The organism is Stenotrophomonas sp. Iso1 (genome assembly GCF_027497995.1).
Lineage (GTDB): Bacteria > Pseudomonadota > Gammaproteobacteria > Xanthomonadales > Xanthomonadaceae > Stenotrophomonas.
Genome location: NZ_JAODBT010000001.1, coordinates 1,759,964 through 1,778,734, shown reverse-complemented (window position 1 = coordinate 1,778,734; position 18,771 = coordinate 1,759,964). Strand labels below are relative to the sequence as shown.

The 18,771-nt window shown below is 63.1% G+C and carries 20 protein-coding genes; 9 read left to right on the top strand and 11 right to left on the bottom strand.

The genetic code is table 11. From position 1 onward, the window contains the following. Nucleotides 1-116 precede the first annotated feature (116 nt). The 3 genes from ftsY (at nt 117) to PAN08_RS07820 (ending at nt 3,023) form a co-directional block, all read left to right on the top strand. A complete protein-coding gene (gene ftsY, locus PAN08_RS07830) occupies nt 117-1,496 on the top strand; it encodes a signal recognition particle-docking protein FtsY (protein WP_269790878.1) in 1,380 nt (459 codons plus the stop codon). A gap of 178 nt (nt 1,497-1,674) precedes the next feature. After that, nucleotides 1,675-2,730, top strand: coding sequence for an A/G-specific adenine glycosylase (gene mutY / locus PAN08_RS07825; protein WP_269790877.1), 1,056 nt, complete (start codon nt 1,675-1,677; stop codon nt 2,728-2,730). A 17-nt stretch (nt 2,731-2,747) separates the two neighbouring features. Then, nucleotides 2,748-3,023: an oxidative damage protection protein gene (locus PAN08_RS07820; RefSeq protein WP_057631839.1), complete on the top strand. Its 276-nt coding sequence runs from the start codon at nt 2,748-2,750 to the stop codon at nt 3,021-3,023. Between the two features lie 253 nt (nt 3,024-3,276). Here the strand turns inward: PAN08_RS07820 and PAN08_RS07815 are convergent, their stop codons facing one another. The 10 genes from PAN08_RS07815 to PAN08_RS07770 form a co-directional block, all read right to left on the bottom strand. Next, on the bottom strand, nt 3,277-3,735 hold the full coding sequence (locus PAN08_RS07815) for a DUF6491 family protein (RefSeq protein ID WP_269790876.1): 459 nt from the start codon (nt 3,733-3,735) through the stop codon (nt 3,277-3,279). A 99-nt stretch (nt 3,736-3,834) separates the two neighbouring features. Further along, nucleotides 3,835-4,545 carry a lipoprotein-releasing ABC transporter ATP-binding protein LolD gene (gene lolD / locus PAN08_RS07810; protein WP_269790875.1) on the bottom strand — a complete coding sequence of 237 codons (711 nt, stop codon included), beginning with the start codon at nt 4,543-4,545 and terminating at the stop codon, nt 3,835-3,837. Beyond that, complete coding sequence (locus PAN08_RS07805) at nt 4,538-5,779, bottom strand: lipoprotein-releasing ABC transporter permease subunit (protein ID WP_269790874.1); 1,242 nt, start codon at nt 5,777-5,779, stop codon at nt 4,538-4,540. The genes lolD and PAN08_RS07805 overlap by 8 nt, the downstream gene beginning before the upstream one ends. 23 nt (nt 5,780-5,802) lie before the next feature. Further along, entirely contained in the window at nt 5,803-6,183 is a 381-nt protein-coding gene (locus PAN08_RS07800; protein ID WP_269790873.1) for a hypothetical protein, read from the bottom strand. Nucleotides 6,184-6,202: 19 nt separating this feature from the next. Beyond that, nucleotides 6,203-6,457 (bottom strand): succinate dehydrogenase assembly factor 2, encoded by a 255-nt coding sequence (locus tag PAN08_RS07795; RefSeq protein WP_269790872.1) that lies wholly within the window; start codon nt 6,455-6,457, stop codon nt 6,203-6,205. 279 nt (nt 6,458-6,736) lie between these two features. Beyond that, on the bottom strand, nt 6,737-7,522 hold the full coding sequence (locus PAN08_RS07790) for a succinate dehydrogenase iron-sulfur subunit (RefSeq protein WP_269790871.1): 786 nt from the start codon (nt 7,520-7,522) through the stop codon (nt 6,737-6,739). An 18-nt stretch (nt 7,523-7,540) separates the two neighbouring features. Beyond that, nucleotides 7,541-9,331 carry a succinate dehydrogenase flavoprotein subunit gene (gene sdhA, locus PAN08_RS07785; protein ID WP_269790870.1) on the bottom strand — a complete coding sequence of 597 codons (1,791 nt, stop codon included), beginning with the start codon at nt 9,329-9,331 and terminating at the stop codon, nt 7,541-7,543. A gap of 3 nt (nt 9,332-9,334) precedes the next feature. Then, nucleotides 9,335-9,718, bottom strand: a complete 384-nt coding sequence (sdhD, locus tag PAN08_RS07780) for a succinate dehydrogenase, hydrophobic membrane anchor protein (protein WP_269790869.1) — start codon at nt 9,716-9,718, stop codon at nt 9,335-9,337. Next, entirely contained in the window at nt 9,715-10,107 is a 393-nt protein-coding gene (sdhC, locus tag PAN08_RS07775; protein ID WP_269790868.1) for a succinate dehydrogenase, cytochrome b556 subunit, read from the bottom strand. Before sdhC ends, sdhD begins: the two co-directional genes overlap by 4 nt. Nucleotides 10,108-10,162: 55 nt before the next feature. Next, nucleotides 10,163-10,336, bottom strand: coding sequence for a DUF1674 domain-containing protein (locus tag PAN08_RS07770; RefSeq protein WP_269790867.1), 174 nt, complete (start codon nt 10,334-10,336; stop codon nt 10,163-10,165). A gap of 39 nt (nt 10,337-10,375) precedes the next feature. Between PAN08_RS07770 and PAN08_RS07765 the strand changes: the two genes are divergently transcribed. Beyond that, entirely contained in the window at nt 10,376-11,236 is an 861-nt protein-coding gene (locus tag PAN08_RS07765) for a folate-binding protein (protein WP_269790866.1), read from the top strand. A 110-nt stretch (nt 11,237-11,346) separates the two neighbouring features. Here PAN08_RS07765 and ugpC read toward each other — a convergent pair whose 3' ends face one another. Further along, complete coding sequence (gene ugpC, locus PAN08_RS07760) at nt 11,347-12,435, bottom strand: sn-glycerol-3-phosphate ABC transporter ATP-binding protein UgpC (protein ID WP_269790865.1); 1,089 nt, start codon at nt 12,433-12,435, stop codon at nt 11,347-11,349. Nucleotides 12,436-12,762: 327 nt separating this feature from the next. Here ugpC and zwf point away from each other — a divergent pair, with 327 nt between their 5' ends. The 5 genes from zwf to eda all read left to right on the top strand — a co-directional run bounded on the left by zwf (nt 12,763) and on the right by eda (nt 18,696). Further along, complete coding sequence (zwf, locus tag PAN08_RS07755) at nt 12,763-14,202, top strand: glucose-6-phosphate dehydrogenase (protein ID WP_332840091.1); 1,440 nt, start codon at nt 12,763-12,765, stop codon at nt 14,200-14,202. Next, nucleotides 14,199-15,206: a glucokinase gene (gene glk / locus PAN08_RS07750; RefSeq protein WP_269790863.1), complete on the top strand. Its 1,008-nt coding sequence runs from the start codon at nt 14,199-14,201 to the stop codon at nt 15,204-15,206. The genes zwf and glk overlap by 4 nt, the downstream gene beginning before the upstream one ends. Continuing rightward, entirely contained in the window at nt 15,203-15,922 is a 720-nt protein-coding gene (pgl, locus tag PAN08_RS07745) for a 6-phosphogluconolactonase (protein WP_269790862.1), read from the top strand. The genes glk and pgl overlap by 4 nt, the downstream gene beginning before the upstream one ends. Before the next feature lie 144 nt (nt 15,923-16,066). Beyond that, nucleotides 16,067-17,983, top strand: a complete 1,917-nt coding sequence (edd, locus tag PAN08_RS07740) for a phosphogluconate dehydratase (protein WP_269790861.1) — start codon at nt 16,067-16,069, stop codon at nt 17,981-17,983. A gap of 53 nt (nt 17,984-18,036) precedes the next feature. Further along, nucleotides 18,037-18,696: a bifunctional 4-hydroxy-2-oxoglutarate aldolase/2-dehydro-3-deoxy-phosphogluconate aldolase gene (gene eda, locus PAN08_RS07735; protein WP_269790860.1), complete on the top strand. Its 660-nt coding sequence runs from the start codon at nt 18,037-18,039 to the stop codon at nt 18,694-18,696. The last annotated feature ends 75 nt before the right edge of the window (nt 18,697-18,771 follow it).

Genomic DNA, 18,771 nt, shown 5'->3' with positions numbered 1-18,771 from the left:
AGGCAACGGGGAGGGATGGGGAAGCGGAGCTCAACGCCCACAACCCCACCCCGCCGCGCTCGGCAGTACGACCGCCGGTGGTAGCATATGCAGCTGATTTCAGGTGATTTTCCTCCATGTTCAGCTTTTTTCGCCGCAAGAAAACCGACGACGCCCTATCGCCTGCAAAGCCGTCCACGCTGAGCGCGGAAGACCTGGCCGCCGCATTCCCGAAGGCGCCGTCCGAAGCCACTGCTCAGATCGATATCAGCGAAGCGTTCGTGATGCCGGTTGTCGAAGCGCCCGTCGCCGAGCCCGTCGTCATCGAAGTTGCCCCGGTTGCCGCTCCCGCCGTGCGGGAGGAAGTGCCGCCGACGCCAGTCGCCCCCGAAGCCATCGTTGAAGCACCCGCAGCGCCGCAAGCCCCAGTTGAAATCAGTGAAACCGCACCTGCCCCGCAGGCAGATGTGCAGCAGGAAGTCACCGCACCGGTCGCGCCCGCACCCGTGATTGCCGAAATCATTCCTGCTCACACTGCACAAACCGACGACGCACTCATTCCCGCAAACGCCGCTCCGGCTGCCGCATCCGGCAAGCTTGGCTGGCGCGAGCGCCTGCGCAACAGCACCTTCGCCCGCAGCTTCGGCGGCCTGTTCTCGCGCAACCCCAAGCTCGACGACGACCTGCTCGACGAGATCGAAACCGCACTCATCACTGCTGACGTCGGCGTGCCGGCCACCACCGCGTTGATCGAAGACCTGCGCAAGCGCATGAAGTCGCGCGAGTTCACCGACGCCAATGCCCTGCTCGCCGCATTGCGTGCCGACCTCATCGCGTTGCTGCTGCCGGTCTCCAAGCCGTTGGTCATCGACCCCCAAGCCAAGCCATTCGTGATCTTGACCGTCGGCGTCAACGGCGTCGGCAAGACAACGACCATCGGCAAACTCGCCAAGCGCTTCAAGGATGAAGGCCACAGCCTGATGCTGGCCGCCGGCGACACCTTCCGTGCCGCTGCCGTGGCTCAGTTGCAGATATGGGGCGAACGCAACGGTGTAGCCGTGGTCGCACAAGGCCAGAATGCAGATGCCGCGTCGGTCGCGTTCGACGCACTGCAGGCCGGCAAAGCGCGTGGCACCAGCGTGCTGATCGCCGACACCGCAGGCCGCCTGCACACCCAAACCGGCCTGATGAACGAATTGAGCAAGATTCGCCGCGTACTCGGCAAGATCGACGACACCGCCCCACACGAAGTGCTGATGGTCATCGACGGCACCACCGGCCAGAACGCGCTCTCGCAGCTGCGTCAGTTCCATGCCGCCGCAGGCGTGACCGGCCTGGTGGTGACCAAACTGGACGGCACCGCCAAGGGTGGTGTGGTGTTCGCATTGGCGCGTGAGTTTGGCATCCCGATCCGCTTTGCCGGCATCGGCGAGCGCCCGGAAGATCTGCGCGTGTTCGACCCGGAAGCCTTCGTTGACGCCCTGCTGCCGCAGGCGCTGGGCAGTCAAGCTCCTTAAAAACCCGTCTCCCGCGCGCGGGACAAGGGCTGGGGTGACGGCGCTTCTGTTTTATCAGCTCCATCGCAAACAGCAAAAGCTCCCCTCATCCGCCCCTCCGGGGCACGTTCTCCCAAGCAGAGCACTGATGCCCTGCTCTCGGGAGAAAAAAACTGCAGTCGCCAGCCTCCGCGAGCCAATGCCCAACTTCCCCAGCCAACTCCTCACCTGGTTCGACCAGCATGGCCGCCACGATCTGCCTTGGCAGCATCCGCGTTCGCCATACCGGGTGTGGTTGTCGGAAATCATGTTGCAGCAGACCCAGGTGGTCACAGCCACCCCGTATTTCCTGCGCTTCATGCAGGTGTTTCCGACGCTTGTCGATCTGGCCAACGCCGACAACGACACGGTGATGGCCAATTGGGCCGGGCTGGGCTACTACGCCCGCGCCCGCAACCTGCATGCCGCTGCCAAGCAATGCGTTGAGCTGCACGGCGGCGAGTTGCCATGCGACTTCGATGCCCTGCTCGCCTTGCCCGGCATCGGCCGCAGCACCGCTGGCGCCATCCTTAGCCAGGCATGGAACAAGCCATTCCCGATTCTCGACGGCAACGTCAAACGGGTGATGACCCGCTACCACGGCATCACCGGCTTCCCCGGCTTGCCGGTCGTTGAAAAACAGCTTTGGGCGCTTGCTGCCGAACACATCTCCCACGTGCCGCAAGGGCGCATGGCCGACTACACGCAAGCGCAGATGGATTTCGGCGCAACGCTGTGCACACGCGCAAAGCCGGCCTGCATCCTGTGCCCCTTGCAGTCCCGCTGCGTCGCACACACGCAAGGCCTGGCCGATTCGCTGCCAACACCAAAACCCAGCAAAACACTGCCAGAGCGCGAGGCCACTGCCTTGCTGCTGGAAGACACACAAGGCCGCATCCTGCTGCTCAAGCGCCCGCCCACCGGCATCTGGGCTTCGCTGTGGACGCTGCCACAGGCGGACACCGACAGCGGCATGCGCGACTGGTTTGCCGGCAACATCAAGGGCAACTACGACAATGCCGAAGAACTGCCCCTGATCGTCCACACGTTCAGTCATTACCGGCTGCATCTTCAGCCGCTGCATGCGCGAAAGGTCGCTCTGCGCGCAAAGGTTGGCGACAATGACAACCTGCGCTGGGTTGCACGCGCCGAACTGGCCGACCTCGGCCTGCCCGCCCCCATCCGCAAACTGCTCGAGCGCCATCCGGCGCGCTGAACCAACAGGATTACGTCATGCCCCGTTCCGTCTTCTGCCAGTACGAACAACGCGAAACCGAAGGCCTGGATTTCGTGCCCTACCCCGGCGAACTGGGCCAGCGCATCTTCGCCAACATCGGCAAGCCGGCTTGGGCTGCGTGGTTGGCGCACCAGACTATGCTGATCAATGAAAACCGGCTCTCACCGCGCGACCCGAAGCACCGCGCGTTCCTGGAAGAAGAACTGGTCAAGTACCTGTTCTCCGGCGGCGCGGAAAAGCCAGCAGGCTACGTCGCGCCGGAATCAAACTAAGCCTATACAGCCATTGATGCCGCCCTGCCGAGTCATGCTCGGCACGTGCTTCACCGGTTACGTCGGGCGAAGCATCGCTCCGTTACACGCATGCACCCACCAGCCGAAACAGCGCAGGCCGGGATCACGCTTCGCCCACCCCAGCCTAGGTCCCAAACCAAGCCCGATAATGCCGAGCAGTGCGCTCGGCATTCACTTCGCCGTTAACGCCCAGCGAAACATCACTCAGCTCTTTCGCGGCGCATCTCGCGCATCAGTTCGTGCCGGCTTGCTCTTCCGCACGCGCAGCGAGCTTGGCCTCACGCAGCTGCCTCTCGGTCGCACGCAGTGCCTTCACATCCAGCGGCTGGATCGTGTCGATGCGGCAAGGGACATGCATCATCGGTCCGTTGCCGTGCACGATCACCCGGTCAAATTTGGCCGACACCTGACCCATCATGTTGGTCACGGTGATGGCCGGGGCAAACGACAGATCCAGGCACGGGCCACTCAGATTCAACAACCACGCTTCGTTCGGCCGGGTCCACACCGCCAGCGCGCTGTCGCCCAGTTCAGTCCAGCCATTGAGCGAGCCGAAATACCTGAAATCCTTGACCGGCGCGCCGGCATGGGCGCGATACAGCGCCAAGCGTTCACCGCTGGTCAGCTTGCCCGCCGTAGCACACCCCGCCAATACCACCGCGGCCATCAATGCAAGAAGCAACCTTTTCATGACACCACTCCTGCTGGTCTGAAAAACCCCGATGTTGCCAGGGCACCGATCAATCATCCGCTGCCTTGGGTGAAATTCAAGGCAATGCGGTTGCCCCGATCAAACCTCGTTGCGGGTCAGCTGATGCAGCCTGCCTTCACGCAGCTCCAACACACGATCGAGCTTGCGAGCCAGGCTGCGGTCATGTGTCACCAATACCAGACTGGTGCGCTGTGCCCGGTTCAACTCCAGCATCAGTTCAAACACCGTGGCAGCGGTTTTGTCGTCCAGGTTGCCGGTGGGTTCGTCGCCCAACACGCATGCCGGCTGATTGACCAGCGCACGCGCGACAGCTGCACGCTGCCGCTCACCGCCGGACAACTCACCGGGCTTGTGCTCAAGCCGATGCCCCAGACCCACCGATTCCAGCAAGGTCTTGGCGCTACGAGTCGCTGCAATCGCACTGGCACCGCCCAGCATCACCGGCATCATCACGTTCTCCAGTGCTGTGAACTCCGGCAGCAGATGGTGGAACTGGTAGACGAAGCCCAGCGAGCGATTACGCAGATGGCCGCGCTCGGTATCGGACAGCGCTGACATGCGGTTGCCGGCCACATAGACCTCGCCCGCGGTAGGCGTGTCCAACCCACCCAGCAGATGCAGCAAGGTGCTCTTGCCTGCGCCGGACGCGCCAACAATGGCTACTGTTTCACCTGCGTCCACGCGCAGGTCCAGTCCATCAAACACCGGCGTATGCATCTTGCCTTCGGCGTAAGTCTTGCCCAGGCCTTCAGCGCTGATCACAGCTTGCATCTGGGTGTTGTCATTCATAGCGCAGCGCCTCCGCCGGTTGGGTACGGGCTGCACGCCACGCCGGGTACAGCGTTGCCGCAAAGCTCATCAGTAGTGCGATAAGCGTGATGACGACGATGTCGCTGGTCTGCATGTCCGTCGGCAAACCGGTGATGTAGTAGACGTCTTCCGGCAGCAGCTTGATGCTGAAGACCGACTCGATCAGGCCAAGGATGCGCTCCAGATTGAGCGTCAGGGTGATGCCGCCGATGACGCCGGCAATCGTGCCGAACACACCGATCAACGTGCCCTGCACCATGAATACCTGCATCACGCCACCGGGCGTCAGCCCCAACGTGCGCAGGATGGCGATATCGGCCTGTTTATCGGTGACCAGCATTACCTGCGAAGACACCAGATTGAACGCGCCCATGGCGATGATCAGCGACAACAGGATGCCCATCACCGTCTTTTCCATCTTCAACGAGTGGTAGAGGTTGGCGTTCTCTTGGGTCCAGTCGCTCACCCGGTAATAACCGTTGAGGTTGACCGCGAGATCGCGCGCCACCGTATAGGCCTGATCCATGTCGTGCATCTTCAGACGCACGCCAGTTACACCATCCACGCGCAGGACGCGCTCAAGGTCACTCATGTTGACGAAGGCAACACCGCGGTCAACCTCGTTGGAACCGGCCTCGAAGATGCCACTTACCTTGAAACGCTTGGTGCGGGCCATGGCACCGACCGGCGTACCCTGGATTTCCGCCAGCGTGGCGATCACGTTGTCACCCACATCCACGCCCAGCCACAGCGCGAGCTCCTTGCCCAGCAGGATGTTGAACTCGCCCGGCTTCAGGCTGTCGAGCGAGCCCTTCTTCATCTTCTCGCCCAGCACTGACACTTTCGGCTCCTGCGCCGGATCAACGCCCTGCACGATGGCGCCCTGCACACGCGGGCCGGCCAACATGGCTTGAATTTCGATATACGGTGCGGCACCGGCAACCCGTGGATCCTTCATCGCCACGTCAACGGCATGCTGCCAGTTCGTCATCGGCTCACCGTCAGCACTGACGGTAGCGTGGGCCGACATCTGCAGCAGGCGATCACGAATCTCCTTCTGAAAGCCACTCATGACCGCCAGGGTCGTGATCAACACGGTTACCCCCAGCGCGATGCCGAGGATGGATGCCATGGAAATGAAGGAGATGAAGCCGTTACGGCGCTTTGCACGCAGGTAACGCAATCCGATTGCTACTGGTAAGGGTTTGAACATGCGTGTGTGCCCGTGGACTCCCGCTATGGTGCCACTGTCTCCGCTTTGCAGGAAACGGCGTGGGCGCGAACGGCCAGACGCAGTTCACGTCTGCGTGCACGCGGCAAGGTATCTGGCCAGAACAGCAGCGTCCCCCGCCCCTTGGCGGCTCGCCAACGCAGCACCAGCAACGGTCCGCGCTCAAGCAGCTCCAAGGTTTCCAGCGGCACGCCATCAAGCCGGGTTGGACTCGACGCTTGTGGAATCAACAGGTTTTGCGACGGCCTGCGCAGCTCTTTGCGCAGCAACAGGCTGGCCCACACCATAGACGCCATCGCCAGCGGCAAGGCCTGGTGGCGCTCAAGATCGCAATTGAGGCCGGCAATGGCGCCCAGTGCTCCCAACAGGGTGATCGCGCCGATCAACCAGCACGATGGCTTCCACTCACACCGGAAGGGAGCGGATGTATTCCAGGAGTTGTGCCTGCGGCGCATCCGGACAAGCCTCATAGCCCATCGACCAGCGCCACAATTTATCGTCCTCGGTCTCCAGCAGCTGCAGGAAAACCGCGCGTTCGGCCTCGGGGGCTTCCACCCAGCGACGATCCAGATAACGGCCAAACAGCTGATCAAGCTCACGCATGCCGCGCCGGCAACGCCAGCGCAGCTTCTTCAACAGGATTTCGTCTTCGGTCTGCATGGCTTCAAGCTTAGTCCCGGTTCGCGGGAGGGGGCCGAGGTGAGCGGCGCGCAAAGGCGCCAGCAAGCGTGGGCATGACGAATGCGTCGCCACGCGCCTTGATGGGAAACCGCGAAAGACCCCTCATCCGTCCCTGTAGGACACCTTCTCCCGCGAGCAGGAGAAGGCACACTCAAGGCATTCAAACGTGGAGCGCCATCACTGGCCCTTTCGGGCGCCTTCTCCCGCTCGCGGGAGAAGGCCAACGCGCCGCCATCTTCACGATGGCCAATCGCTGAATCAGGCGCGGCGCGCCATCATCAGCTTCTTGATCTCGGCAATGGCCAGCGCCGGGTTCAAGCCCTTCGGACAGGTCCGTGCGCAGTTCATGATCGTGTGGCAACGGTAAAGCTTGAACGGATCTTCCAGATCGTCCAGACGTGCACCGGTGTCCTCGTCACGCGAGTCAATGATCCAGCGGTAAGCCTGCAACAGGATTGCCGGGCCCAGGTAACGCTCGCCGTTCCACCAATAGCTCGGGCAGCTGGTCGAGCAGCAGGCGCACAGAATGCACTCGTACAAACCATCGAGCTTCTTGCGGTCTTCCGGCGACTGCAGGCGCTCACGGTCCGGCGGAGCCGGGGTCTGGGTGCGGATCCACGGCTTGATCGAGGCGTACTGCGCGTAGAAGTGGGTCAGATCCGGAACCAGATCCTTGATCACATCCATGTGCGGCAACGGATAGATCGGCACCTCAGCCTTGCCGCAGTCGGCAATGGCACGGGTACAGGCCAACGTGTTGGTGCCGTCGATGTTCATCGCGCATGAACCGCAGATACCTTCGCGGCACGAGCGGCGGAACGTCAGGGTCGGATCAATCTCGTTCTTGATCTTGATCAGCGCATCCAGAACCATCGGGCCGCACGCATCGAGATCAATCTCGTAGGTGTCAGTACGCGGGTTCTGGTCGTCGTCCGGGCTCCAGCGGTAGATCTTGAAGGTACGCGTGTTCTTGCTACCGCCCTTGACCGGGAAGTGCTTACCCTTGGTGAGCCGGGAGTTCTTCGGAAGTGCAAATTCAGCCATGTTCGTAGGTTCCCGGGATCAATAGACGCGCGGCTTCGGCGGCACGACGGACACGTCATCACTGAGCGTGTACATGTGCACCGGACGGTAGTCGAAGCTGCACTTGCCCTTGTCGTCGACGGTGACCAGCGTGTGTTTCTGCCAGTTGACGTCGTCGCGGTCCGGGAAGTCCTCGTGCGCGTGAGCGCCACGGCTTTCCTTGCGCTGCTCGGCCGAGTTGATGGTGGCCACAGCATTGAGCAGCAGGTTGTTCAGCTCATAGGTTTCGATCAGGTCCGAGTTCCAGACCAGCGAACGGTCGGAAACCTTGACGTCCTGGAACGAATCGAACACGTCGGCCATCTTCTGGCAGCCCTCTTCCAGCGTCTTGCTGGTGCGGAACACGGCAGCATCGTTCTGCATGGTGCGCTGCATGTTGTCGCGGATGACCGACGTCGGCGTATCGCCATTGGCGTGACGCAGCTTGTCGAGCAGACCCAGCGCCTTGTCGCAGGCATCGGACGGCAGGGTCTTGTGCGTGGCACCCGGCTTGATCGTCTCGGCGCAGCGGTTGGCCACGGCACGACCAAACACCACCAGGTCGAGCAGCGAGTTGGAACCCAGACGGTTGGCGCCGTGCACCGACACGCAGGCCGCTTCGCCGATGGCGTACAGGCCCGGCACCACTGCATCGGGGTTGTCACCGACCTTGCGCACGACTTCGCCGTGGTAGTTGGTCGGGATGCCGCCCATGTTGTAATGCACGGTCGGAATGACCGGAATCGGCTGTTTGTGCACGTCGACGCCAGCAAAGATGCGGGCGCTTTCGGCGATACCCGGCAGCTTGTCGTCGATCACGCCCGGGCCGAGATGGGTCAGGTCGAGCAGGATGTGATCCTTGTGCTCGCCGACGCCACGGCCTTCGCGGATTTCGATGGTCATCGAACGCGATACCACGTCACGCGATGCCAGATCCTTGTAATGAGGTGCGTAGCGTTCCATGAAGCGCTCGCCACTGCTGTTGCGCAGAATGCCGCCCTCGCCTCGCACACCCTCGGTGATCAGGCAGCCGGCGCCGTAGATGCCGGTCGGGTGGAACTGCACGAATTCCATGTCCTGCAACGGCAGGCCCGCACGGGCAACCAAGCCACCGCCGTCACCAGTACAGGTGTGCGCCGAAGTAGCGCTGAAGTACGCACGGCCGTAGCCGCCGGTCGCCAGCACTACGCCCTGCGAACGGAACAGGTGCAGGGTGCCTTCGGCCATGTCCAGGGCGAGCACGCCGCGGCAGACACCTTCGTCATCAAAGATCAGGTCGAGTGCGAAGTACTCGATCATGAACTGCGCATTGTGTGCCAGCGACTGCTGGTACAGCGTGTGCAGGATGGCGTGGCCGGTACGGTCGGCGGCCGCGCAGGTACGCTGCGCGGACGGGCCTTCACCGTACTTGGTGGTCATGCCACCAAACGGACGCTGGTAGATCTTGCCTTCTTCAGTACGCGAGAACGGAACGCCGTAGTGCTCCAGTTCGATGATCGCCGGGATGGCCTCACGGCACATGTACTCGATGGCGTCCTGGTCACCCAGCCAATCCGACCCCTTGATGGTGTCGAAGAAGTGGTAACGCCAGTCGTCCTCACCCATGTTGCCCAGTGCGGCGGAAATACCGCCCTGCGCCGCCACGGTGTGCGAACGGGTCGGGAAGACCTTGGTGATGCAGACGGTCTGCAGGCCCTTCTGGGCCAGGCCAAAGGTTGCACGCAGGCCAGCGCCACCGGCGCCGACGACCACCATGTCGACCTTGTGTTCAGTGATGTTGTAAGCGGACATGTATCAGTTCCCAAACACGATGCGGGCGACCGCAAAGATGCTGATGATCGCGCCGAGCACGGCAATGAACTTCACCGTGGTCTGCAGGGCAAGAGCCATCAGCGAATTGTGGATGTAGTCCTCAAGGACCACCTGCAGGCCAAGCTGGGCGTGCCAGAACATGGCAACCAGGAAGCCAACCAGAAGGATCGCGTTCCACGGCTTGGAAACAGCCTCAACTGCGGTGACGTAGTCGGCACCGATCAGGCTCAACACCAGGCACAGGAACCAGATGGTCAGCGCGACCAGCGCAGTAGCGGTCAGGCGCTGATGAATGAAGTGTTCTGTGCCGGACTTGGAACTGCCCAGGCCACGCGCATTCTTGAGCGGGGTACGGTACTTGCTCATGCGGCAGCTCCCATGCAGACATATGCCCAGATCAGCGCAGTGATGACCAACGATGCGATCACCGACAACCAGCCACTACGGACGAAGGTTGCCTTGTCGTAGCCGATGGCAAAGTCCTGCACGATGTGGCGGATGCCGTTGCACAGGTGATAAGCGAAGCACCACGTCCAACCGAACATGATCACCTTCCCGTACCAGGCACTGGCGTGGGTGGTGAAGCAGTTCCAGGACTCAGGGCCCATCATCAGGGCGAGCAAACCGCCCGCGATGATCAGGGCGCCGACAGCCAGAATGATGCCGGTGGCTCGATGCAGGATCGAGGTGGCCATCTGGATCTGCCAGCGGTACACCTGCAGGTGCGGAGAAAGGGGGCGGGGTCTGTTCGCCATTCGCTGACTCGATATCTCGGCTGGGCGGCTCAATGCCGCGTTGGCTCAACGCTGCTCAAAAATCGATGCAGCGCCCGTTTTTTTCCCAATCGCCATATCGCACCGGATCGAGTCCGCCGCGACCACCGAATTCCTCGGGCACCGTTCCGGACTCGGGAAGCGGCTGCTTCTCGGGTGCCAGCGGGGCTTCAGGTTCGGTCTCGGGAGTGGGGGTTGTTTGTCCTATCATTGTCGGTCTCGCAACGCACAAATTTTAGTCCTCACACTCGTGTCTGACAACCTCGCCCCAGCTTTCAGCGGTTTCCGCACACTGTCCTCACCGCAGCTTGTGAGCCTTTCCGGCCCGGATTGCGTCGCATTCGCGCAGGCGCAATTCTCCAGCGACGTCCCCACCCTGGCTGACAATCACTGGCAATGGAGCACCTGGCTAAGCGCCAAGGGCCGCGTCCTGTCTATCTTCCAGCTGTTACGGGTGGATCCGCAGAACCTGCTGCTGGTTTGCCACGACGGCGGCGCTGAAGCCATGGTCGAGCAGCTGCGGCGCTTCGTGTTCCGGCGCAAAGTGGTCATCAGTCACGCTGCGACTTTGGTCGTGCGTGGCGCGCTCGCTGCGCCGATTGCCGCGCAGGGTGCGGCGATGCACACACTGGAAGGTGGCGTGATCGAGCTGGATGCGGGTAGCCCCGCCCTCGCCCGCACACTCCACATCTGCCCGAGGCTGGACGAAAACTACGACCCCGCAGCCGAGCTGGCCTGGCGCCAAAGTGACCTGCGACTGGGTTTGCCGCGCTTGGTGGAAACCCAGCGAGAGGTATGGACGCCACAGCAGCTGGGGCTTGACCGACTTGCCGCTTATAGCGTCAAGAAGGGCTGTTACCCGGGGCAGGAAATCGTTGCCCGTACACATTTCCTGGGCAAGGCCAAGCGCTCGCTGGCGCTCCTGGAATGCGCAGCACCCGCCAACGCTGGCGACAAGGTCCAGCAGGCAGACAGCAGCATCGGCAGCGTCGCCAGCGCCGCCGGCAATCTCGCCCTTGCGGTACTGCCGCTGGAATTGCCTGAAGGCCCCCTGCAGATCAATGGCGATATCGCACGCATCGAACCGCTGCTGGATGGTTTGGCGCGCTGATTACACGCGACACTGCCGATCCATGCTCGGCAGTGTCTTTCCCAGGTCTTTCCCAGGTCTTTCCCAGGTAAAGCCCGAACGGGACACGGCTCCGCTTTACAGTCGGTGCATCAGACTTCGATCCGCTGCCCACTGACTGGATCAAAGAAGTGCAGCGCGGCCGGCACAACGGCAACTGCAATCTCCTGCCCCAGCGCCGGCAACGCTTGCGGTGCCACGCGAATCACCAATGCCTGCGCACCCAGACGCAAGTTCACGAAAATCTCGTTGCCGACCGGCTCCAGTCCTTCGATACGTGCCCGGAACGATGCATTCCCCGTCGCCGGCTGCAGATGCTCCGGCCGCACGCCGACCACCAGCTCGCGACCCAACCACTGCCCTGGCACCGTAGCAACACCCAGCGGCACGTCCAGCCCGTCACCCAGACGCAGCAATACTTCGCCGTCATCACCTTGCCGGGTGACGCCGCGCAGCATATTCATCGCGGGACTACCCAGGAAGCCGGCAACGAACAGATTCGCGGGGTGGTCATAAAGTGCCATCGGCGTATCAATCTGCTGGATAGCACCTTCGTTGAGCACCACGATGCGCTGCCCCAGCGTCATTGCCTCCACTTGGTCATGGGTGACGTAGATCATCGTGGTGCCGAGCTTGCGGTGCAGCTGGGCGATCTCGGTGCGCACCGAATGACGCAGCTTGGCATCCAGGTTCGACAACGGCTCATCCAGCAGGAACACCTCCGGTTCGCGCACCAACGCCCGCCCCAGCGCAACGCGCTGGCGCTGTCCACCGGACATCGCACGCGGCAACGTGTCGAGCATGGACGTCAGACCCAGCACTTCGGCCGCATCCTGTACCCGACGCTGTACCTCGGCCTTCTCGTGGCCACGCAACTTCAGGCCGAAGGCCAGGTTCTCGGCCACGCTCATGTGCGGGTAAAGCGCGTAGTTCTGGAAGACCATCGCGATATCGCGATCCTTCGGCGCCACGTCATTGACCACTCGGCCACCAATACTCAAGTCGCCTGCGCTGATCTCCTCCAGACCGGCCACCATGCGCAGCAGTGTGGATTTGCCGCAGCCTGACGGCCCGACCAGCACCATCAGCTCGCCGTCTGCAATCTCAAAACTGGCGCCCTGCACGGCCACCTGGCCGTTGTCGTAGACCTTGCGAACCCCGTCGAAACGAACCTTAGCCATCTTCACCTCTTCAACTTCTCGCTGCGCTTCCGGCCGAAGCACTGCCACTACAACGATTTGGCCGCTGCCATCAAAACACTGCAATCGTATACATCGGAAACCGAGTGCACCGTAAGCATATTCATATGGCACCATCGGCCTTGCATTCACAGAGGGCCTGCGCTGCAGGGGAACGGGTGACGAACCCCGCCTTGTCGCGATGCAGACTGTGGACACCAACCACGGCGACACCCGGCCCCGCCGCCGCCCGAACATACGCTACCCACTGGGCTGGCGCCCCATCAAGACCAATTGACAACGATGTCACCAGCACACGAAACTCGGACCATGCATGACACCCTCCTCCTGTTCGGTGCCACAGGTGATCTGGCCCAGCGCTACCTGTTCCCTTCCCTGTTGCGCCTGCTCGGCGACGGATTGCTGCCGGAAGACTTCCGCGTGCGTGCACTGGCGCTGTCGCCGCACGACACCGACAAGTTCCGTGACCTGCTCCGTCCGCGCCTTGAACAGGCCATGCCACAGGCCAGCCAGGACGACATCAACAACCTGCTGGCGCGCATCGATTACCGCTCGGTGGACCTGCGCAACGCCGAATCCGTGGCCGAATCGGTCAAGGATCTGGTCCACCGCAAGTGCGTGAGCTACCTGGCGATCCCGCCCGGCCTGTACATCTCGACCTGCGAAGGCCTGGCACTGGGTGGCGCACTGACCGCACCAAACCGTTTGATGCTGGAAAAGCCGATCGGCTCGGACTCCGACAGCGCTGAAGAAATCCTGCAATCCATCGGCAAGCTGGTCGACGAAGACCGCGTGTTCCGCCTGGATCATTACCTCGGCAAGGCACCAGTACAGAACCTGATGGCGCTGCGTTTCGGCAACACGCTGCTTGAAGCAGTGTGGAACCGCAACTTCATCGAATCGGTGCACATTCTGGTCGCCGAGAGTGATGGTGTGGATGGGCGCGATTCCTACTACTCGCGCTCTGGCGCACTGCGCGACATGGTGCAAAGCCACATCCTGCAGCTGCTATGCCTGGTGGCGATGGAGCCGCCGGCATCGCTGGAAGCCGATCGCATCCGCGACGAAAAGGTGAAGGTGCTGCGCGCTCTGCGCCCGCTCGATGCCAAGCACGCCGCCAAGGATTCGGTGCGAGGTCGCTACACCGCTGGCACCATCAATGGCCAACCGGCGCAGGCTTACCAGCCACCGGAAGGCAGCGAGGCCGAAACGTTTGTCGGCGTCACCGCACACATCGATAACTGGCGATGGGCCGGCGTGCCGTTCCATCTGGTCACCGGCAAGCGCCTACCCGAACGCACCACGCGCATTGAGGTCAATCTCAAGCCGGTGACGCATTGGCTGTTCGAGCGGCCTGACCGCAAAAGCGCCACGCCCAACCGCCTGACCTTCCAGCTGCAGCCGCAGGAAAACATCCAGCTCGGCCTGATGAGTTCGCTGGCCGGCCCCGAATGGGGCGCACTGGAACTGCAACCGTTGGAGCTGGAGCTGTCTGTACCGACCGGCCTGCATCGCCGCATCGCTTACGAACGCCTGTTCCTGGATGCCTTCAACGGCAACCACGCGCTGTTCGTACGCGACGACGAAGTGCGCGCTGCCTGGGCCTGGATCGACAGCGTCAGCGACGCGTGGAAGGCAGGCAATCTGCCGATGGAGCCCTACCCGGCCGGCGGCTGGGGTCCCGCGCAGGCGCATCAATTCCTGCCGGCGGCCATCGTTGCTGAAAACCGCGCGGAATCCGCACTGTGAGCCAAGCGGCCAACGCGGTACTGGTGGCCGATATCGGCGGCACCAACGCACGTTTCGCGCTGGCGGATCTCTCCGCCAGCGTTCCGCTGGACCAAGGCAGCATCGACGAGTATCCGGTCACGGAGTTCGCCTCACTGGCCGATGCCGCCGCGCATTATCTGCAGCAGCAAGGCGCAACCGCCAGCCGCGGCGTGTTTGCGGTCGCCGGACGTGTAGACGGTGACGAGGCACGCATCACCAATCACCCCTGGGTGATTTCGCGATCACGCACAGCTGCACAGCTGGGTTTCAACCAGCTGCACCTGATCAATGATTTCGTCGCTCAAGCCATGTCCATCGCCCTGCTCGGGACGGATGACGTGGTACAGATCGGCGGCGCCAGCTGGGTGCCTGCACCTGCCGGCGAGTCGCGCAATTACTGCGTACTCGGCCCCGGCACTGGTCTGGGCGTTGGCGGATTGGTGGCGCGCGATGGCCGCAACTACCCGCTGGCCACCGAAGGTGGTCATGCCAGCTTCGCGCCGGCCTCGCCGGAGCAGATCCGCATCCTGGAGATCCTGTCGGCACAGTTTGGCCGTGTTTCCAACGAGCGTCTGATCTGCGGCCCTGGCCTGGTCAATATCCACCGTGCCCTGAGCGAAATCGCCGGCACCGACCCGGGGCATCTGCAACCGGCGGATGTCACCGCTCGCGCGGCGGAAGGTGATGCGGTAGCGGCGCGCGCGGTGGAAGTGTTTCTGGAAATTTTCGGTGCCGTCGCAGGCGACGCCGTGCTGGTGCAGGGCGCCTGGGACGGCGTATTCCTGACCGGAGGGCTGGTGCCGCGCCTGCTGCACGAACTGCAGCACTCCGGCTTCCGCCAGCGTTTCGAGAGCAAAGGGCGTTTCTCGGCAACCATGTCGCAGATTCCGTCCATGGCCATTATTCATCCCTGCCCCGGCCTGCTGGGTGCCGCCGCTTACGCGGTGGACATGCAGCGGGCTGCTTCTGGAGTAACCGCATGACCGCCGCCGTATCCGACCGCATCACGCTCATTCGTCACGCCAACGAGGACGAATGGATCGAAGACGTGGCCAAGGAGATGGAGACGATCCTGACCCAGGAAATCCAGCAGCGCGGCCGCGCCCGCATGCTGCTCTCCGGCGGCACCACACCGGCACCGATTTATGAACTACTCGCCGAGCAGCCGCTGGAATGGGCGCGCATCGAGGTGGGCCTGGCCGATGAGCGCTGGCTGTCACCGCAGGATCACGACAGCAATGCGTGGCTGGTGCGCAACAGCTTCATGAATCTGGCTGAAGGCGCGCACTTCGATCCACTGGTGCGCGTGGGCCTGCCCATCGCCGAATGCGTGCACAGCGCCAATCTGCTGGCCGCACACTCACAGCCGGCCTGTCTGGTGGTGCTTGGCATGGGCAATGACGGCCACACCGCGTCGTTGTTTCCCGGCTCGCGTGACCTGGACCGCGCATTGCAGAGCAACCAGACCTACGCCTCGCTCGATGCCAGTGGCTGCCCGGTTGCCAAGGACTGGCACCTGCGCATCACCTTGACGCCGCACGGGCTCGCCCCCATCAGCAACCGCCTGCTGTTGCTGCGTGGCAAGCAGAAACTGGAAGTACTCAACGCCGCGATTGAATCCGGCGACGTGCATACCTACCCGGTGCTGGCTGCGGTCAACGCGCCCGGGAGCAAGCTGCGCGTACATTGGTGCGCGTAAAAGCAGAGAACAGGGACGCACGCATCGGCAATGAGTGATTTGGATCGTTCCGATAAGACGGCGCTTTGAAGTTGACCTCCGCAAGCAGCGCATCTGGCCCTGCCACTCCCTGCTCCCCAATCCCCATTTCCAGCCTAAAAGCCAATGAGCCTGCATCCGAAAATCCATGCCATCACCGAACGCATCCGCCAGCGCAGCGCTCCATCGCGCGCGGCTTATCTGGCGGGCATCGATGCCGCCCTGCGCGAAGGTCCATTCCGTTCGCGCCTGAGCTGCGGCAACCTGGCGCATGCTTTTGCTGCCTGCGGGCCGACCGACAAGGGGCGGCTGCGCGGTGGCGTGACACCCAACCTGGGCATCATCACCGCCTATAACGACATGCTGTCGGCACACCAGCCGTTCGAGCACTACCCGGAATTGATGCGTGAAGCCGCACGCGAAATCGGTGCCACCGCGCAGGTGGCCGGCGCCGTACCAGCGATGTGCGACGGCGTCACCCAGGGCCGTGGCGGCATGGAGCTGTCGCTGTTCTCGCGCGACATCATTGCCCAGGCCACCGCCATCGGCCTGAGCCATGACATGTTCGACGCCACCGTTTATCTGGGTGTGTGCGACAAGATCGTGCCCGGCCTGCTGATTGGCGCGCTGGCGTTCGGTCACCTGCCGGCGGTGTTCGTGCCAGCCGGCCCGATGACGCCCGGTATTCCCAACAAGAAAAAGGCCGAAGTACGCGAGCGTTACGCCGCTGGCGAAGCCACCCGCGAAGAGCTGCTGGAAGCCGAATCGGCGTCCTATCACGGCCCAGGCACCTGCACCTTCTATGGCACCGCCAACTCCAACCAGGTGTTGCTGGAAGCGATGGGTGTGCAGTTGCCAGGCGCTTCGTTCGTCAATCCAGAACTGCCACTGCGTGACGCACTAACCCGCGCCGCCACCGTGCGTGCGCTGGAAATCTGCGCACTTGGCGACGACTTCCGTCCGCTGGGCCACCTGATCGACGAGCGCGCCATCGTCAACGCCGTCGTCGCACTGATGGCCACCGGTGGCTCCACCAACCACACCATCCACTGGATTGCCGTAGCACGTGCAGCCGGCATCGTGTTGACCTGGGACGACATGGACGAGCTGTCGCAAATCGTGCCACTGCTGGCCCGCGTCTATCCGAATGGCGACGCCGACGTGAACCGGTTTGCGGCGGCCGGCGGCCCAGGCTTCGTGTTCCGCGAACTGATGGATGCCGGCTTGATGCATGACGACCTGATCACCATCGCGGATGGCGGCATGCGTGCGTTCGCGCAGGAACCCCGTTTGATCGACGGCAAGGTGAGCTACGTGCCTGCTGTGGCCGAAAGCGCCGACGACGAAGTGGTACGCCCAGCGTCCAATCCATTCGAGGCACAAGGCGGGCTGCGTCTGCTCAAGGGCAACATCGGCAGCTCGCTGATCAAGCTGTCGGCGGTGAAGCCGCAATACCGCACCATCGAAGCCCCGGCCGTGGTGGTGGATGCCCCTCAGGTATTGAACAAGCTGCATGCGGCCGGCGCATTGCCGCATGATTTCGTGGCAGTGGTGCGTTATCAGGGGCCGCGTGCCAACGGCATGCCGGAACTGCATTCACTGGCACCGCTGCTTGGACTGCTGCAGAACCAGGGCCGGCGCGTGGCGCTGGTCACCGACGGTCGCTTGTCCGGCGCGTCGGGCAAAATCCCGGCCGCCATCCACGTTACTCCGGAAGCAGCGCGTGGCGGCTCCATCGCCCGCGTGCGCGAAGGCGACATCATCCGTCTTGACGGTGAGGCCGGCACGCTGGAAGTGCTGGTGGACGCTGCCGAATGGGCGTCGCGTGGCATCGCCGCCAACACCGCACCCGCTGGCAACGACATGGGCCGCAATCTGTTCGCGATGAACCGCCGCATGGTGGGCCCGGCCGACCAGGGCGCGGTGTCGATTTCCTGCGGCCCGGCGCGCCCGGATGGCAGCGTGTGGGAATACGACGCCGAGTACGAACTCGGCCACGATGCGGCCGCTGCCGGCGCTCCGCACGAAGCCAAGGACGCATGATCCCCACGCGCCGCCACGACGCGGCGCGCTCCCCGTATCAGTAGAGGAACACGATGAGCATTGCCCAACACCAGGATCGCGCCGAGCAGCTCCTTACCGCGGCCGGCATCCTGCCCGTGGTCACCGTCCATACGCTCGACCAGGCGCGTGCGGTCAGCGCTGCGCTACTGGAAGGCGGCCTGCCCGCTATCGAACTGACTCTGCGCACGCCGGTGGCGATGGAAGCGCTGGCCATGCTCAAGCGCGAGCTGCCCGATGTTGTGGTGGGTGCAGGCACCGTCCTGACTGTCGATCAGATGCAGCGTGCCATTGATGCTGGCGCGGATTTCCTGGTAACACCGGGCACGCCATCGCACATGGCCGACGCCTTGGCCGAAGCATCGCTACCGGTGGTACCAGGTGCGGCATCACCGACCGAGTTGCTGGCCCTGGTCGCTCGTGGTTTCCGCATCTGCAAACTGTTCCCGGCCACAGCCGTGGGCGGGCTGGCGATGATCAAGGGCGTTGCCGGGCCGATTCCAGAACTCAAGCTATGCCCCACCGGCGGCATCACCGAAACGACAGCAGGTGACTACCTGTCGCAGAAGAATGTGGTGTGTATCGGCGGCTCGTGGATGGTGCAGGACAGCTGGATCCGCGAAGGCAACTGGGACGCGGTGAAGCAGTCGGCCGCAGCGGCGGCAGACATCGTGAAGCGCGCACGCGCGATCTGACTTTTCCAGGTACGACGGCAGCTCTCCCTCTCCCACCGTCTACTGACCTGCGCCTCGCATTTCGAGGCGCAGTTT